General features: G+C 42.4%; 13 protein-coding genes and 1 tRNA gene. 6 read left to right on the forward strand and 8 right to left on the reverse strand.

The features are described from left to right. Positions 1–14: 14 nt before the first annotated feature. The gene (locus tag K429_RS0125925) at positions 15–1,307 is read right to left on the reverse strand and encodes an NAD(P)/FAD-dependent oxidoreductase (RefSeq protein WP_029328645.1); all 1,293 of its coding nucleotides are present in this window, start codon (positions 1,305–1,307) and stop codon (positions 15–17) included. A gap of 180 nt (positions 1,308–1,487) precedes the next feature. Between K429_RS0125925 and K429_RS0125930 the strand changes: the two genes are divergently transcribed. Next, a complete protein-coding gene (locus tag K429_RS0125930; RefSeq protein ID WP_029328646.1) occupies positions 1,488–2,675 on the forward strand; it encodes a BamA/TamA family outer membrane protein in 1,188 nt (395 codons plus the stop codon). Next, a complete protein-coding gene (locus K429_RS0125935) occupies positions 2,662–4,368 on the forward strand; it encodes a phosphoethanolamine transferase (RefSeq protein WP_029328647.1) in 1,707 nt (568 codons plus the stop codon). Before K429_RS0125930 ends, K429_RS0125935 begins: the two co-directional genes overlap by 14 nt. Positions 4,369–4,374: 6 nt before the next feature. On the opposite strand, the gene K429_RS0125940 is transcribed toward K429_RS0125935, so the two are convergent. The 4 genes from K429_RS0125940 to K429_RS0125955 form a co-directional block, all read right to left on the reverse strand. Beyond that, positions 4,375–5,598, reverse strand: a complete 1,224-nt coding sequence (locus K429_RS0125940; RefSeq protein ID WP_029328648.1) for an MFS transporter — start codon at positions 5,596–5,598, stop codon at positions 4,375–4,377. A gap of 160 nt (positions 5,599–5,758) precedes the next feature. Then, a tRNA-Lys gene (locus K429_RS0125945) sits at positions 5,759–5,831 on the reverse strand. Positions 5,832–5,922: 91 nt separating this feature from the next. Further along, a complete protein-coding gene (locus tag K429_RS0125950; RefSeq protein ID WP_007218484.1) occupies positions 5,923–6,726 on the reverse strand; it encodes an MBL fold metallo-hydrolase in 804 nt (267 codons plus the stop codon). Positions 6,727–6,802: 76 nt separating this feature from the next. Further along, positions 6,803–8,191: an MFS transporter gene (locus K429_RS0125955; RefSeq protein WP_007214128.1), complete on the reverse strand. Its 1,389-nt coding sequence runs from the start codon at positions 8,189–8,191 to the stop codon at positions 6,803–6,805. 159 nt (positions 8,192–8,350) lie between these two features. Between K429_RS0125955 and K429_RS0125960 the strand changes: the two genes are divergently transcribed. After that, entirely contained in the window at positions 8,351–8,764 is a 414-nt protein-coding gene (locus K429_RS0125960) for a BT0820 family HAD-type phosphatase (RefSeq protein WP_029328649.1), read from the forward strand. A 92-nt stretch (positions 8,765–8,856) separates the two neighbouring features. On the opposite strand, the gene K429_RS0125965 is transcribed toward K429_RS0125960, so the two are convergent. From K429_RS0125965 to uxaC, 3 genes are all read right to left on the reverse strand, one after another. Continuing rightward, positions 8,857–11,199 carry a tyrosine-protein kinase family protein gene (locus K429_RS0125965; protein ID WP_029328650.1) on the reverse strand — a complete coding sequence of 781 codons (2,343 nt, stop codon included), beginning with the start codon at positions 11,197–11,199 and terminating at the stop codon, positions 8,857–8,859. Positions 11,200–11,234: 35 nt separating this feature from the next. Beyond that, positions 11,235–12,026, reverse strand: coding sequence for a polysaccharide biosynthesis/export family protein (locus K429_RS0125970; RefSeq protein ID WP_029328651.1), 792 nt, complete (start codon positions 12,024–12,026; stop codon positions 11,235–11,237). A 424-nt stretch (positions 12,027–12,450) separates the two neighbouring features. Next, the gene (uxaC, locus tag K429_RS0125975; RefSeq protein ID WP_029328652.1) at positions 12,451–13,857 is read right to left on the reverse strand and encodes a glucuronate isomerase; all 1,407 of its coding nucleotides are present in this window, start codon (positions 13,855–13,857) and stop codon (positions 12,451–12,453) included. A gap of 237 nt (positions 13,858–14,094) precedes the next feature. Between uxaC and K429_RS0125980 the strand changes: the two genes are divergently transcribed. The 3 genes from K429_RS0125980 to K429_RS0125990 all read left to right on the forward strand — a co-directional run bounded on the left by K429_RS0125980 (position 14,095) and on the right by K429_RS0125990 (position 18,608). Next, entirely contained in the window at positions 14,095–15,156 is a 1,062-nt protein-coding gene (locus K429_RS0125980; RefSeq protein WP_029328654.1) for a substrate-binding domain-containing protein, read from the forward strand. 39 nt (positions 15,157–15,195) lie between these two features. Further along, positions 15,196–16,635, forward strand: a complete 1,440-nt coding sequence (locus K429_RS0125985; RefSeq protein WP_029328655.1) for a tagaturonate reductase — start codon at positions 15,196–15,198, stop codon at positions 16,633–16,635. A gap of 365 nt (positions 16,636–17,000) precedes the next feature. After that, positions 17,001–18,608, forward strand: a complete 1,608-nt coding sequence (locus K429_RS0125990; protein WP_029328656.1) for a hypothetical protein — start codon at positions 17,001–17,003, stop codon at positions 18,606–18,608. Positions 18,609–18,727 lie beyond the last annotated feature (119 nt).

An 18,727-nucleotide genomic window follows, 5' to 3' on the forward strand; every position in this document is an offset into this window, starting at 1 on the left:
CGAAAAATAAGGCATTATGGTTTATCTCTACGCAAAGGTTTTATAATTACCCGCAAAGAAGGATCGTATGTAAAGTAACTCCACATCCAGTCTACAAAGATAAACAGACGGTTCTTTACACCGACAATACTCATTAAGTGGATGAATAACCATACTGCCCACGCGGGGAAACCACCGAAACGAAGGTTTTTCAGTTCCACCACTGCGTGATTGCGTCCTATGGTAGCCATGGAACCTTTGTTGTGATAAACAAAAGGTTGCATTTCAAGCCCCCGTTCCTTTCTATCCAGATTCTGGATCAGATTACGGGCTTGCTGAATGGCTGGTTGAACTACTTGTGGATGTCCCTTCGGGTATTCCTTGGAAATCATCAGTGCAGTATCACCGATGGCAAAAATATTGTTATAACCCTGAACACAGTTGTAGAGATCAACAAGGAGGCGGTTACCGGGGCCATAGGCTTCTTTTGTAAGTCCCTCTATGCTGTTGGCACGTACACCTGCAACCCAAAAGACGTTCATCGTTTCCAAGGTACTGTTATCACTCAGAGTCATCGTTCCATTCTCATAATTCGTAACCTGCACACTGGTTATGATCTCCACGTCACGTTTTAATAAGTAATTTGCCACTTCTTCCGAAGATTTTTCAGAGAAAGCGGAAAGCAGGCGGGGAGCACCATCCACAAGAATAATGCGCATCAGGTTCATATCAAGATCGGGATAGTCTTGCGGAAGCACAAATTTCTTCATTTCTGCCAATGCACCGGAAAGTTCTATACCCGTAGCACCGCCACCTACGATGACAAATGTCATGAGACGTTTTCTTTTCTCCAGATTGCTGGTATTCTGTGCTTTTTCAAAACTTTCCAGTATCTGGTTGCGATTAAACAAAGCTTCCGCAGTGTTCTTCAGGGCCATTGTACGTTGAGATAGCCCATCGTTACCAAAATAGTTAGTACGGCATCCGGTAGAGACAACCAGATAATCGTATGAAAGAGCTCCGATGGAAGTCTCCAGTATATTATCTTCGGGAATTACCCGTTGCGCCTCACAAATACGTATATGGAAATGTTTTCTCTTTTTAAATATCTTGCGGTAAGGAAAAGAAATTGCACTCGGTTCAATACCGGCGGTTGCTACCTGATAGAGTAGGGGTTGGAAAATATGATGATTATTCTTGTCCAATAACACTATCTGGAATTTATCACTTCTCAATTTTCGTGCCAACTTCAATCCACCGAAGCCGCCACCCACAATCACAAGTCGTTTTCGTCCCTCTTTATCGGGAATATCCATTTTTGTTTTCATAATGAAGTTCGTTATTCGTTCTAAAAGAATAACGTTAAAATGGGAATAAAGTTCTGAAATTCTTATTTCCTCCCCTTTTTTTCTTAATGGAAGAAGTTTGAACAAAACACTTCACAAAATTGTTGTTATATGGTTAAAATAAAACTAAATTTGCCGACGTAGTTTTCTACAGGTATAATCATGGACGCTAAACTAATGAAATGGGTATTACCGGTGCTGTTATTGATAATAGCCACCGATATATGGGCACAAGGCCCCACAGGAACAGATGTTTCAGTCGAATCTTCTGTATCTGTAACTGACACTTTACCACAAAAGAAAAGTTTCTTCAAGAAATTCCTGGACTATTTTAATGATGCCAATAAAGAGAAAAAAAACAAGAAGTTTGACTTCAGCGTTATCGGAGGGCCTCATTACTCCAGTGATACCAAGTTCGGTATCGGTCTGGTAGCCGCCGGATTATATCGTACAGACCTGAATGATACTATCCTTCCGCCATCTAATGTATCTTTATACGGTGATGTATCTACGGTAGGTTTCTATTTGTTGGGTGTACGTGGAAATCATCTCTTTCCACAAGACAAATACCGTCTGAATTACAATCTTTATTTCTATTCGTTCCCCAGCCTGTATTGGGGAAAAGGATATGAAAACGGTTCTAATGACGATAATGAAAGTGATTATGACCGCTTCCAAGCACAAGTAAAGGTAGACTTCATGACCCGTGTAGCGCGGAACTTCTATATCGGTCCAATGGCTGTCTTTGATTATGTCTACGGCCACGATTTTGAAAAGCCCGAACTGTGGGAAGGAATGAAAGCACGGACTACCAATATAAGCCTCGGATTCTCATTACTCTATGATTCACGGGATTTCCTCACAAATGCCTATAGTGGCTATTACCTGAGAATAGACCAACGATTCAGTCCCGCATTCCTCGGTAATAAATATGCTTTCAGCAGCACAGAGCTGACTACCAGCTATTATCATCCTGTATGGAAAGGGGGAGTATTGGCTGGACAATTCCATACGTTGCTGAATTACGGTAATCCGCCTTGGGGACTGATGGCAACATTGGGAAGTTCTTATTCCATGCGTGGCTATTACGAAGGGCGTTACCGTGATAAATGTGCTATGGATGCGCAGATAGAGCTTCGTCAGCACGTCTGGAGGCGAAATGGCGTAGCTGTATGGGCAGGAGCGGGAACCGTATTTCCTAAATTCTCCGGCTTCGAAGTTAAACATATCCTCCCTAATTATGGTTTTGGTTATCGGTGGGAGTTCAAAAAGAGAGTAAACGTAAGGTTAGATTTAGGGTTTGGAAAAGGCCAGACCGGATTTATATTCAACATCAATGAAGCTTTTTAAAAACATAAAGAAATGGTTGGAAAATCAGGAGCATTTGTTCTATCTGTTCCTGTTGATCCTGATAGTACCCAATATCATCCTCTGTTTTACAGAGCCGATGCCTGTGGTGGCAAAAGTGTGCAATGTACTGTTGCCATTTGCTTTCTATTATCTATTGATGACTTTGTCGAGAAACTGTGGAAAGATGTTCTGGATCCTTTTCCTATTCATCTTCTTCGGAGCTTTCCAGATAGTACTGCTTTATCTCTTCGGACAGTCCATTATTGCTGTGGATATGTTTCTGAATCTAGTAACCACTAATTCAAGTGAAGCTATGGAGTTGCTGGATAATCTTGTTCCGGCATTAGTGAGTGTGATTATCCTTTATATACCGGCATTGATTCTGGCTGCAATCTCCATTATAAAGAAGCGGAAATTATCTCCGGAATTTATCCGTCGGGAACGGAAAAAGGCATGGATTGCCTTGCTCATCGGTTTTATTTCATTGGGCGCCGCTTATGGACTGGATAAACGTTACGAGCTGAAATCGGATTTGTATCCGGCCAACGTATGTTACAATGTAGCACTCGCATTCCAGCGTAATGCCCAAACAAGGACGTATCACTGCACATCAGAGAACTTTACTTTTAACGCCCAGCCTTCCCATCCGGAAGACAAGCGCGAAATTTATATTATGGTAGTGGGCGAGACATCCCGCGCCTTGAACTGGAGTCTTTACGACTATGATCGGGATACGAACCCTGAGCTTTCTAAAATAGAAGGAGTGACCTCTTTCTGCCATGTTCTGACAGAATCGAATACTACGCACAAGAGTGTACCAATGCTGCTTTCTCCTGTTTCTGCACAGAATTTCGATTCCATTTATTATCGGAAAAGTATCATTACCGCTTTCAAAGAAGCCGGCTTCCAGACAGCTTTCTTCTCAAACCAGCGATACAACCATTCTTTCATCGACTTCTTCGGAATGGAAGCGGATACTTATGATTTTATCAAGGAAGATTCCCAGGATTCGCAATATAACCCTTCAGATGACGACCTGTTAATGTTGGTAGAAAAAGAACTTGAGAAAGGAAATCGGAAACAGTTTATTGTATTGCATACCTATGGATCTCACTTCAATTACCGGGAACGTTATCCGGAAACTGCCGCTTTCTTCTTACCGGATTTCCCCGTAGATGCAGAAGTGAAATACAAAGATAACCTGATGAATGCCTACGACAATTCCATTCGGTATACGGATAATTTCCTGGCACGTATCATCCACCTATTGGAGGAGCAGCAAGTAGATGCCAGTATGCTTTACACGTCCGACCATGGGGAAGATATCTTCGACGATGGCCGACACCTGTTTCTTCATGCATCCCCCGTTCCGTCCTATTACCAGCTACACGTACCTTTCCTGCTGTGGACATCCGACAGTTATAGGGAAGAGTATCCCGGGATAGAGAAAGCTGCTTCGATGAACCAACAGAAAAATATATCTTCCAGCATTTCTTTTTTCCAGACCATGATGGAACTGGCCGGAATAGAAACTCCGTATCGCAATGACAGTCTATCTGTCACCAGCCCTCTCTATACAGAGAAATCGAGGGTTTATCTGAATGATCATAATGAACCGCGTCCACTGGATGATATAGGAATGAGAAAAGAAGACTTTGAGATGCTGAAAAAAAGAGGTATAGACGCGCAATAATACTATTTACTTTTTCTTCCTGATCTCCTCTTTCTCCAGATTTCTAACAGAAGGAATACACATCATCAAAATTGCAGTCAGTACAATGGCAAAACCACAGTATATAAATATGTTGCCTATTCCCAGAGAGTCAGCTACAAAGCTTGTGACAAGCAAACCGATAATAGAAGGGAATAAACTTATACTGTCGAAAAGCGAGAATACACGTCCCAGATAAATCGGTTTGAACTGCGTCTGCAATAGAGCGGTAAAGGGACCGGATAAAAATGGCACGATAAGCCCTTGTACCACCGTCAGTATGGCAAAAAAGACATACCCATTGCCGGGCAACATACCACATATAGCCAATGCCAGACCAAGTACTGCATAGGAGAACGCAATCATCAGTATCTTCCTGATCTTAGGATTCCAAATCCCCAATAAAGCTCCTCCAGCCAACATACCCACCCCAAAAAGTGTTTCTATCAAACTAATCTGATAAGCTGTTCCGGAGAAAGTATGCAGAGTCATCAGCGGCATCAGGGCGACTATCGGCAACACAAAGAAAGTAATCAGGATTTCTGTAACCATCACCCAACTAACTCCTCGGTTGCGCATAATCACATGAAAACCGTCGCGCATATCGTTCAAGACACTCTTAGCTGAGATATTTTCCTTCTTCGGATTCGGAATGTAAACAAACAGTAGGGAAGTGCAGGCAATGATTGCACCTGCCACATCCAATAACATGACTACACTCATATCGAATGCCAGAAGCAGAACCGCTCCCAACGCAGGGCCACCAATATTACAAATAGACTGGATAGCCTGGTTAATTCCCGCAATACGGGTCAGTTCCTTTTCCGGAGCCAGCAATGGAATGGATGATTTCATTGCCGGTGAATGGAACGAACCACCAATGGAACGAAGTGCCAATAATATATAGATGTGCCACAATTCCACAATATCCAGGTAAAATAACAAAGCGATGATACCGGAACAGAGTGCAACGAAACTATCTGCACCTATCATAGTCCATTTCCGGTTCCAGCGATCCACATATACGCCTGCAAATGCCCCTAACAAGGCTTGCGGCAACAAGGCGGCAATCATAGCAAAGGACAAAACTTCCGCAGAACCCGTTTTGAGACTAATCCATAAGACAATAGAGAACTGAGCGATGGAACTACTTAATATAGAAAATAGTTGCCCGCTCCATATTATGATAAATTTTTTCTTCCAATTATTCATGATGAGAGTGAAACTATATAATGAAAAACAGATAAATGCCTCCTGTTGTTGCATCTACATACGGGAGATTTTCAAGATTCTTTTAGTCTAGTAGCAAAGTCACATCCAGTGACGATAAAAAAGGTTCTGAAACTCAATTGTTTTCAGAACCTTATCTTCGTACACCCTCAGGGACTCGAACCCTGGACCCATTGATTAAGAGTCAATTGCTCTACCAGCTGAGCTAAGAGTGCATCGTTTTTCTTATTTGCGGGTGCAAAAGTAGTCCTTTTATTTTATTCATCCAAGCAAAATAAAATCTTTTTTCGATGAAAGCGGCTTTTTTTAATCAAACTCGTACAAGTCGGAAGGAGTGCTACGCTTTAAAGCGCAGAGTTGCACATCTTTACCTACCAATATACCTTTACTCTTTAATTTCCATTCCACCGTCTTGTAAGCAAGTTCCGGGTGATTATTGTCTTTGCTCAAATGACAAAGCCAGATATATTTCAAGTCTTCCGTGATATTTTCAGCCAGGAACTCGGCAGTTGCAATATTGCTCATGTGTCCCGTACGGCTGGTGATGCGCTCCTTTAAATACTGCGGATATGTACCCATACGCAGCATTTCATCATCATAGTTAGCTTCCAGTATCAGGTAGTTCGCTTTACGGATAAACTTGGCAGCAGTAGGGGTGATTTCACCAAGGTCGGTAAGGAACGAGAATACTTTTCCGTCGATTTCAATGCAATAACCCACATTGTCCGTACCGTCGTGGGGAACTTCGAAAGACTCAATGTGAAAATCTTCCAATACCATCGGTTCTTCTTTCTCCAGGTAATGAACGGAAGAGTGGAGCTTCTCCGTCATGCAATAACTTTTGTTGATTCCTTCGTGGATACGTGCAGTTGTGTAGACAGGGATGTGCAGTTTCTCACCCAGTCCGCCTACAGCTTTGATATGGTCTGCGTGGTCGTGTGTAACAAATACCGCGCGTATTGTTTCCATACCGATGCCCACCTCCTTCAATGATTTCTTAATAGTACGTACCGCTATACCAGCGTCAATAAGTATTCCGTATTTTTCAGTGCCTATATAATAGCAGTTGCCACTACTTCCGCTCGCAAGGCTTATAAATTTTACTTTCATTATGTTCTCCTCAATTTAGAAAAAGCCGCCACTTTTATGGCAAAGTGACGGCAAATATACATAAAAAATGAGATATTCAGACCTTGGCTTTCTTCTTTTTGTCGATGGATTGGGTGATTTTGGCAAATACTAACAGTGCCAGTGCAGATATCAGACCGATAGCGGCGAAATAGTACCAGATATAGTGCGCATTGGTGCTGGCAGCCTCCCATGCTTCACGAGTCTCAAAGAGGACAGGATCGGGACAGTATTTTGTCAACAATACTCCCGCGATACCAAAACCGAAGATGGAAGAGAGGAAAGAATGGAGATGGCTAAATCCAAGATACATACCTTCTTCACCCTTAGGCGCTTGCAGGGAGAAGTACTCCAGATAACGCGGTGAAATGAAACATTCTGCCAAAGCCTGTATCACAATACCGGCTATCATCATTAATGTGATATTGCTCATTCCGCTTATCACGTCATTTCCAAGCAGGTTACCGCATGCCATCAGCAGAGCCGAAAAGGGGATAAGGAACATACCGATATTCATGGAAGTAATAGCCGACCGTTTCGCCATCAAACGCGTCACGAAACTAACGCAACAAACCACTACAAACGGATTTACATTGGCTATCCAACCCGGCTTGGCAGTTTCACCCGCCATACGGATTACATATTTAGGCATCGTAGCGTATAACTGTTGCTGTACCATCCAGAATCCCGTTATAATCAGGATAAGAATCAGCAGACGCCAGTTTGTTATGATGCGCAGGAAGCCCTGACCGATTTCACGCATACTTTTTCCTTCGCCTGCCGTATGGGTAGATTTATAGAGCAGAACAACGGAAAGCAATGCCAATATGGTCATCGTAGCAGAGAAATAGTTGATATAGATATACGCCTGCTCTCCAATAACATTCCGCAACGGGTCAATCACTGTTTTTCCGGTAAATGCACCAATATTCACCATCATATAAAAGATGGAATAACCGCGTGCACGGTTTGCCTCCGTAGTTTCTTTTGCCACTGAAGCCGAAATGATAGATTTGATAAACGATCCGCCCACCATGATAACAAACAGCACAGGAACGATCATCCAGCGGCTATCGCTATCCGGCAGTCCGGTGAAACGGGTTGCTTTGCCATATTCCACCAAACCGGCAGCTTCCAGCAGGGTAGGGAGAATTCCTAAACCCAGATATCCGACAGACAGCAGCGAAAAAGCAACAATCATGGATTTCCGGAAACCTATCTTATCGGCATAAGCACCCGTGAAGATAGGCAAAAGATAAAGACCACCGGAAAATAAACCGGAAATCATACTCGCTTCAAGGTCGTTGAAGCCTAAAATAGAAGAAAGATAAATAGTGAGAACGATAAAAACGGCATAATACGCCATACGTTCGAACAGTTCGACCGTGTTGCTTACCCAAAAGGCTTTAGTGAACCCTTTAGATACATTTTTGGGTGATTGAGTCATCCTAATATTATGTTGTTAGTGAAAAATTAAGCGCAAAAATACATTTTTATGAAATTATATGCAAATTTCTTTCATATTTGCCTATTGTAAAAGGGAGAGAACGCTTTGTTTTTTCAATAAGATTCGTATCTTTGTTCTGTAATTTTTCAGCATAAAACTATGACAATAGCAGTTGATTTCGACGGAACTATAGTAGAACATCGCTATCCCCGTATCGGTAGAGAAATTCCTTTTGCAACAGACACTTTAAAACTGTTGCAGCAAGATCAGCACAGGCTTATTTTGTGGAGTGTGCGCGAAGGTGAACTTCTGGAAGAAGCCGTTGCCTGGTGCAAAGAAAGAGGAGTGGAATTCTATGCTGTCAATCGTGATTATCCCGAAGAGAAGCAGCAGGACTGTGGATTCTCCCGTAAACTGAAAGTAGACCTTTTCATTGATGACCGTAATCTGGGCGGATTGCCCGATTGGGGACTTATCTATCAGATGATTAAAGAACGTAAAACCTTCCGGGATATCTATACGCAAGGCAATATCCCTGCGGATCAGGACAAAAAAAAGAAGTGGTGGTTTTAGAAAAAATACCGTCCGGACCTTACTTAACCCATAAGAGTCCGGAACGGCATCCTCATTGAAAACAAAAAGAGTGAGATGAAAATGAGTATATATTACTTCTGTTTTTTATGAGTATCTCCGTAACCATAACTATATCCGTAACCATATCTGCTGCCATAACCATATTTCTTTTCCGCCAGATTACCACCATTCACTACCAAAGATATTTGGTTCAGTTGCCCTGACCGTTGTATCTCTACAATTTCAGACAACACATTCTTGTGCGTATAATTCATACGGCACACATAGAGTGTGAAGTCAGTAACCTTGCTCAGACTCAGTGTATCACTAATCAATCCCACCGGGGCCGAGTCCACAATGATATAATCAAACTGTTCACGAAAATACGCGAATACTTCTTTCAATCGGGCTCTTTCCAACAGTTCTGCCGGATTAGGAGGGATAGGTCCGGCAGGCGCAACGAATAATTGATCGTGTACTCCTGACGGAAAGATTATTTCTCCCGGTTCTACATCATTGCTCGAAAGGTAGCTGGTCATACCTACGTGACTTTTTATTCCAAAATACTCCGCCAGTCTGGGACGACGGATATCCAGTCCTACCACCAGTACCCGACATCCCAGAAAAGCAAAGGTCAGAGCCAGGTTGATGCTGATGAAACTCTTTCCTTCTCCACTAATGGTGGAGGTCACCAGGATACATTTTTTGTCACCGTCTTCGGTAAGAAAACGCAGATTGCTTCTCATGCGGCGAAAAGATTCTTCCATGATACCGTTTTGTCCTTCTTCAACGCCACCACCTTCTTTGGTATAAGGAATGATCCCCATTACAGGAATTTGTGTACTCTCTACTTCTGCTACCGACATAATTTTAGTACGGAAAATTCCTCCGAACAAAATGACTCCTGCCGTCATTACACATGCCAGAAACAGACTTCCGACATAGATCATCATACTTCGCGGAGCTATCGGTCTATCAGCGGATAGGGGAGCATCAATCACCCTTGCTTTGTTCATTGTGGCGGCCAAAGAAATAGCTGCCTGTTCACGCCGTTCAAGCAGCATCAAATATAGGTTTGCCTTGATTTGCTGTTGCCGATCTATGTTATTGAATTCCCTTTCCTGCTTCGGCATATTTCCGATACGGGAGTTGAAATAATCGGTTTTACGCAGAATATCAGTACGCGCTATGCTAAGTCCATCTTTTACACCGACCACAGAACTTACCACATTTCTTCTCAGCGCATCTATGCGAATATCCTGATTAACAATCGTCGGATTATCTGCTTTCATGGTGTTCATCAGCCGTTCACGTTCCAGCAACTCCTTGTTATATTCGTTAATCAGTTGCATCAGCTCCGTATCGGCAATACCCGTATTCACCGGTAATAGCGAGAAACGGTGTTTATCATCCGATAAATAGTTATAGATATAGTTAGTCATATTTAGCTGCATCTCCACATCCAGCAACTTCTTTTCGTACTCATTGTTTGTATTCAGATCCAGGGTCATGTTGGTTTTCAGATCGCTCAGGCGTTCTTTCTGCTTGTATTGCTCCAGATGCTTTTCTACAAATCCCAGTTCGTTGCTGATACTGTCCAAGCGTTCTTCCAAAAAGATGAGTGTATTTCCTGTCACCTTATTCTTATCATCCATTGCATCCCGGTTGTAGACTTCAATCAACTTGGCAAGAAAAGCTTCCGCACGATTCTTATCCGTATCCTTGAAGGTCAGACTGATGATAGAAGTTTTCTTTGAGGTAGTAGTGACCACCAGCTGACCGGAATAATCGTTCACGGCATCGATAGGACGACAAATACTTATCTTTATAGCTTCGGAAAACTGATGTCCGGGCAGCAATCTTAGAGTGCATCGTCCGGCAGGAGTTTCTATAAAAGCGGGGAAACCTGTGAAAGTCTCCGTTACACAAATATCGTCCAAGGCGCTGCTCACGGCATAACGTTCACCTGCTTTCTCTACTTGTATCAGCAATGTCCCGCTCAATGTATCCATGGATGCTTTATCCATAGAAGCAATGATGGGAGGTGTAGTGGTTTCATTATAGAAAAGTCCATCTTTCACCTTGTACTTCATATGCAGATTCAGCTCATTAATCACTTGCAGCAGGATAGAGCGTGAACGCAATATCTCCATTTCATCTTCAATCTGCGTATTTGCAGAGCTGAGGGAAGAAGGAGCGACTTTCTGAAATAGCTCATCAATGGCCTTATTGCTTCCTTCCGAATCCTTGATGACAACAGAAGCCGTTGCCTGATAGATGGGAGTAGCTACATGTACATAAATGTATGCGCCGGCAAGTGCTACCACAGCAGCCAGCAGAAACCACCGCCAGTGCGCCAACAGTTTGTAGAATAGTTCAATCAGGTCTATTTCTTGTTCCTGCATTTGATTAGTATCTGTATGATTGGTGTTCATATATATAGATTGTGTTAGTTAGTGAATTATACTTTTTATCGTAAAATATTGACCATTAACCCCGCCAGGGATATAAGTATAGAGGTTATGGAAATCAGAAGATTGGTGGAAGAACCAATGTTGGCACTCTGTTTCTTTGCCTTGTTCGGCTCCACGTAGACGATGTCGTTTTGCCGTAGATAGAAGTCGGGGGAATAAATGATGTTTTCATCATTCAAGTTGATGGTGATAAGTTTTTGTTTGCCGTCTACGGTGCGGATGATACGTACATTATCCCGCTTCCCGTATATGGTCAGATCACCCGCCATTGCTACAGCTTCAAAGATATTTACCTGTTCGTTATTTACGGTATAGACTCCCGGGCGGCTTACTTCTCCAATTACGGAAATCTTATAGTTTACCAACCGGACAGTCACGATGGGACGCTCTTTCAAGTAGCGTTCCAATTTCCCCACAATCAGTTCAGAGGTTTCCTGAGTGGTCATTCCACCTACTTTCAAGGTGCCGAGTACAGGGAAAACGATCTCGCCCTGATTGTTCACCAGATAGTTTTGCAGGGTAGGTTGTGAAACTAAATTAGTGGAATTGATTCCTGTTTGCGAAGCAGGTACCACTAAATTGAAAGGCAAGGCGGCTTCCGGTTCAGAACAACTGACGGAGATGGTAAGCAAATCTTTAGGCATGATGCGGGCATCATATTCTATAAGAGTGTCCCGGAATCCCTCATTCAGCTTTTGCAAATAGGATACTTGCCTGCTTGATGAACAGGAAGAACAGAGCAGGCACAGAAAAATTGCCGCACATAAGACAGATATAGTATTTCTCATCGTGTATATCCGGTGCCGAAAGTCCCCATACGACACCTATAAATAAAATGAAAGCGTGGGAACTGCTGCCATTATCTGTCAAGAGGTATCGCCAAACACCCGGATATAGATAATAAAGACAACAGCCCACGCTCTACTATACATTTGGATATACAGCGAGCATGAGCGTTTTGTTGCCTATTATTCTTATACCCATTTGAAATTTGGCGATTTCCTTGACAAGAATAATATGGTAAACGCTTCTAACTATTTAATATGTAGCCTTTTAGGAGTATATCAGAATATTCCTAAAGGTGTCGCAAAGTTAATGAATAATTTATAAAAGCCAATAACATAGAGAAATTTTCTCTCCCATATATATAAAAGGAGCGCATCAATATAACTTTGATGCACTCCTTGCTATGAGTAAAAAGTAATTCTTCTTTTAGAACTTGAAGAAATTCTTAGCGTTATAATAGCTGATATCTTCAATCATCTGGTTCACGCGGTCCATTTCAGAAGCCGGAATTTCACCATTTTCAATATCACGGCCAACAAGATTACACAATGTACGGCGGAAATATTCATGACGCGGATAGGAGAGGAATGAACGAGAGTCCGTCAACATACCTACGAAACGGCTCAGCAGACCCAATACGGAAAGAGCATTCATCTGTTTCTCCATACCGTCTTTCTGATCGAGGAACCACCAGCCGGAACCAAACTGTATCTTACCCGGAATCGTGCCATCCTGGAAGTTGCCCAACATAGTGGCAATAACTTCATTAGCGCACGGATTGAGGTTATAAAGAATAGTCTTCGTCAACTTGCCTTTGGAATTCAAGCGGTCGAGGAATCTAGACATTGCCTTAGCAGTAGTAAATTCACCGATAGAATCGAAACCAGTATCAGCACCGAGCAACTTAAACATCTTGCTGTTATTGTTACGGATAGCGCCATAGTGGAATTGTTGTGTCCAGCCTTTTTCCCAGTCCATTTCACCGAAGATAACCAGCATAGCTGATTTGAATTTCAGGATTTCTTCCTTAGTCAGTTCTGCTCCACCATATACCTTATTAAATATAGCTTTGATTTCAGCATCTGTATAGTCTTCTGCGTAGAATTCTTCAATACCGTGGTCAGACAATTTACAGCCTTGTTCAGCAAAGAAGTCATGACGCTTGCGCAGGGCAGCTATCATATCATCGAAATTAGAAATAGCAACACCGCTTACTTCAGCCAGTTTCTCAACGTATGCACGGAAGTCAGCAGGGACTTCTACAGCCATTGCCTTGTCAGGACGCCATGTCGGCAACATTTTGATTTCAAAACCACTTTCGCGTGTTTGAATATGATATTCCAGAGAATCAATAGGATCATCCGTAGTACAAACAGCTTCCACATGATAACGGCGCATCATACCACGAGCAGAGTATTCCGGTTGAGCCAGCTTCTCATTACACTCGTCATAAATCTCACGGGCAGTCTTCGGGCTCAGGATCTTATCGATACCGAACGCTGTCTTCAACTCCAGGTGTGTCCAGTGATACAAAGGATTACGGAAAGTATAAGGAACGGTTTCAGCCCACTTCTCAAATTTTTCCCAGTCGGAAGTATCCTTACCTGTGCAGAAACATTCGTCTACACCATTGGTACGCATAGCACGCCATTTGTAATGGTCGCCGCCCAACCAGATTTCAGTCAATGACTTAAACTGATAGTCGTCCGCTACCATTTTAGGGATTAAGTGACAGTGATAATCGATAATCGGCATCTTGGCCGCATGTTCATGATACAACTTCTGTGCGGTTTCTGTCTGCAACAGGAAGTTTTCATCCATAAATTTTTTCATTCTACTGTGTTTTAAGTATATAAAAATATTACTTTCTCTTTTCTATACCTATATAGTATTGATTGTAAAGCTAATAGGCAAGATATTGGTTTTTGCTTTTATTAACCGTTATCGAACACAAAAGTAGAAAATTTACTTGGAGAAACAAAATAATTCGTATCTTTGCCGCAAATATTTATAATATTTAAGTTTTAGACATTGAACCTTTAGTGCCTTAAAACGAATGAGACAAAGAATATGGAAAACAAGAACTACACCATTAAAGACATTGCCCGCATGGCGGGTGTTTCTGCCGGAACTGTGGACCGCGTGTTGCACAATCGGGGAGATGTTTCTGCTGCCAGCAGGGAGAAGGTTCAAAAAGTGCTTGATGAGATAGACTATCATCCTAATATGTTTGCCATTGGTCTGGCAGCCAAGAAGCGCTACCGTGTTCTGTGTATTATACCTTATTATGTGGAACATGACTATTGGCATTCCGTTGCAGAAGGTATCAACCGTGCCGCACAAGAGTTGCGTCTTTTTAATGTAAGCGTGGACTTTTTGTGCTACCATCATGCCGACCGGCTTTCTTATGAAAAAGCCTGCGCAAAGCTCCGCAAAGAAATAGTGGATGCCGTATTGATCGCCCCCAATTTCCGTGAAGAGACAATGTCGCTGACATCTTATCTGGAAGGGAAAAAGATACCTTACGCATTTGTCGACTTTAATATAGAAGACACCCATGCACTCTGCTACATCGGCCAGGACTCCCAAACAAGCGGGTATATGGCTGCTAAAATCCTGATGCGCAAGTATAAGGAAGGACAGGAACTGATACTATTTCTTAATAATAAAAAGAATAGTCCGGCAGAAATACAGATGCAACGACGCATGGACGGTTTCATGAATTTTATTGCACAGGAACATGAGAATCTGGTGGTTCACGATGTAGTACTGAATAAAGAAGATGATGAAGCCAACCGCCGGACATTGGAAGATTTCTTTGCCGCACATCCCAAGGCAGTATTAGGAGCCGTTTTTAACTCACGTGTCTACCAGGTGGCAGGATATCTACAGGAGACAGGACACCATTTGGAAGGACTAGTTGGATACGACCTTCTGCCCAAGAACGTGGAGTACCTGAAATCCGGCGAAGTAAATTATCTCATCGGACAACGACCGGGACTGCAAGGATACTGTGGGGTAAAAGCTCTGTGCGACCATGTCGTATTCAAACGTCCGGTGACCGGTGTAAAGTATATGCCTATCGACATCCTGATGAAAGAAAACATCAATTTCTATTTTGAATTTGAATAAACATCATAATATCAATCACTTTAAAAACGATTTTTAAGCATGAAAGCATTAAACAAACAGACCGCTCCCAAGGCTCAGCGCCCGGAACGTATCATTCAATTCGGTGAAGGAAACTTCTTACGTGCATTTATCGACTGGATTATTTATAACATGAACGAAAAAACTGACTTCAATAGCAGTGTTGTAGTAGTTCAACCCATCGACAAAGGTATGGTAGACATGCTGAATGCACAGGATAATCTTTATCACGTAAACCTGCAAGGATTGGATAAAGGAGAAACTGTCAATAGCCTGACAATGATCGACGTTATCAGCCGTGCACTGAATCCTTACACTCAGAACAATGAATTCATGAAGTTGGCTGAGCAACCGGAAATGCGTTTCGTAATCTCCAACACTACGGAAGCCGGTATCGCTTTCGATCCCTCCTGCAAACTGACTGACGCTCCGGCTTCTTCTTATCCGGGCAAACTGACCCAACTACTGTATCATCGTTTCAAGACATTCAACGGTGATAAGAGCAAAGGTCTGATTATCTTCCCTTGCGAACTTATCTTCCTGAACGGTCACAAGTTGAAAGAAACCATCTACCAATATATCGAATTATGGCAATTGGGTGATGAATTCAAAACTTGGTTTGAAGAAGCATGTGGTGTGTACGCTACGCTTGTTGACCGTATTGTTCCGGGATTCCCGCGCAAGGATATTGCAGCAATCAAGGAAAAATTGCAGTATGATGATAATTTGGTGGTACAGGCTGAAATCTTCCACCTCTGGGTCATCGAAGCTCCGCAGGAGATTGCCAAAGAATTCCCTGCTGACAAGGCTGGTTTGAATGTATTGTTCGTTCCTTCTGAAGCACCGTATCACGAAAGAAAAGTAACGTTGCTGAATGGTCCTCACACTGTTCTTTCTCCGGTAGCTTACTTGTCGGGCGTAAACATTGTGCGTGATGCTTGTCAACATCCGGTTATTGGTCAGTACATCAATAAGGTAATGTTCGATGAGTTGATGGAAACATTGAACTTGCCGAAAGATGAGTTGAAGAAGTTTGCGGAAGATGTATTGGAGCGTTTCAACAATCCGTTTGTTGACCATGCCGTTACCAGCATTATGCTGAACTCTTTCCCGAAATATGAAACTCGCGACCTGCCTGGCTTGAAGACTTATCTGCAACGCAAAGGTGAATTGCCTAAGGGACTGGTTCTCGGTTTGGCCGCTATTATTACTTATTATAAAGGTGGTGTTCGTGAAGACGGTGCTGAGATCACCCCGAACGATGCTCCGGAAATCATGCAATTACTGAAAGACCTGTGGGCAACAGGCGATACCCAGAAAGTAACCGAAGGTGTACTTGCTGCAACTTCTATCTGGGGCGAAGATTTGAATAATATCCCGGGACTTACCGCTGCTGTGAAAGCTGATCTGGATTCTATCCAAGAAAAAGGTATGCTGGAAACAGTAAAGGGAATTCTTTAATTAATCTACAAGTATCACAAAGGAGATAGGGCGGGGCGGAGGCTTCGCCCTATTTTTTTCTATTATCCCTTTGCTTTCCATAAAAAAAAGATTTTCTTTGCAATAAATAACATTTTCAAGCTCACGAGGTATGGTTACAAGCTACCGGCTACAAGCTACAAGTAGCTGCGCTATATTCCGAAAGGCACTTGTAGCTCGTTGCTTGTAACTGATTCATAACCGAAAAGAAAGATATTAATTTCCCCAAGAGGTTATAACGATAAATAGAATAGACTAAGTAATAAGCAAGAAATAACTTATACTATCTCAATTCCCAGGAGGAGGAGAATTGAGATAGTACAGACTAATTAATAACGAGTACTTATATGAAAGAAGAATTAAAAAGAAGAGAGTATTGTAAGACGACTTCTTTAACGAAAAGTCTTATTGCTTTTGTAGTATGCCTGGTATTGTTTTGTTTTTTTCTTTTCTGGAGTCCTTCACGAGAACTGGCAAAAAAAGATGTGAAGATTGTATTGAAGGAAGACTGTAATAAATGGATATATGTATGGTCTGGTGAGAGTGGAAAACTTGAAGAAACCAACGAAACATTAAAAGCCGGTACAAGCCTGAAAGGCATTGCCGAAGATGGACGTTGGACATGGATTGTGGAAGATGAAAACGGCAACCGCTTTGGCGTGCCCAAATTGGCTGTCGAAGGTGAAGTAAAGGAGCTACGAGCTATGAATCCCGATTTCCGCTATGTTTATCGAGCCGATTCATTGACCGGTTTCTCATTAGAACGTATATGCAAAGAAGCCGGAGACTATTTGATGGCCGATGTATCGACACGCAGTTATTATTTTCCGCAAGTTGTGCTGGCCAAAGGGGAAGGAAGAACGAAAGGAGTGTTACTCACGGTAGATGAACAGGGACTTGTGATACATACAGAACGTACCTCAGAGTTAAAATATAACTTATACACGAGTGCACCCTTCTTTTATTATATAATTAGTTGGAATCTTGTCACGAACTTCCAGCCCTTTACGATAGACGCTAATAGTCAGCCGCTGCACCACAAATCCTTAAGCAGTAAATTCGGTTCGTGGTTTAAGGGGATTTTCTCTTCCATTTTCTGGTTTCTCATGAAGCTGATACTGTTCTTATTGATATTGGGCGGATTGACGCTGATAGTGTATGGAGCCGCAAGTCTCCTGTTTGTTGCACTGGGGCGCATGCCGGGAGTGAAAAATTCGTTTATCGCCAAACTGGAATATGTATACATGATCCCTTGGATGTATATCTTGTTGCTTTCCTGTCTCTACTTATTCAATTCTCTTTGGATAATTCTTTTGCCGGGAGGCGTATTGCTACTGATATGGATGTGCGCTGCTGTAGAAAAACTCTCCATTCGTGACGCCCGTTGCCCGTCATGCGCGGCACTTAATAAATTAAATGTAGTTGAAATCACTTATTTGACAGGTGTGGACGTGGAGCCTGTATGGGGGACAAGTTGGATAAAGAATACACTTGTTGATGTGGAAAAAGCACGTAGACGGGAACATCACTTGGTGGAAACCGATACAGAGTGTGCCGTTTGTCATCACCACACACATACGGATAGTGAGACTGATTCGGTGAATGACTGGAAGCCTCTCAAAGAGTTTGCATGCCCTAAGTGCGGACAGCATGCTTTAAAAGCTACTTCGCTGGTAAAAGATTCAAATGTGAAACGCCATGAGTATACTTCACGGAAAGAAGGGAAAATCAAGGACAAAGGCTTTGATTTTGTAGAATGGGAAACTCGCTATGAAAGCAAGGACATAGTGTCAAGCCATGAGTATTGGACAGGTACTATTACTTATCATCAGGAAACGAACTGCGGACACTGTGATTATCATTATGAAATAGATCACACAGAAAAAGTAGATGAAAGTCCTACCAAAACCAGTACCGTGGAGGAAGTACGCAAATGGAAACGCGTTGATAAGTAACAACGTTTTTTAGACGTTGTTTCCTACATCCTACACCCATGATTATACTCCATTGAATATCAGGCAAATATATGGTGTATAAAAGGGTGTAGGCAGATGTATAAAATTCTCTTCCTACA

The sequence above is a fragment of the Bacteroides sp. 14(A) genome, assembly GCF_000526555.1.
GTDB lineage: Bacteria > Bacteroidota > Bacteroidia > Bacteroidales > Bacteroidaceae > Bacteroides > Bacteroides cellulosilyticus.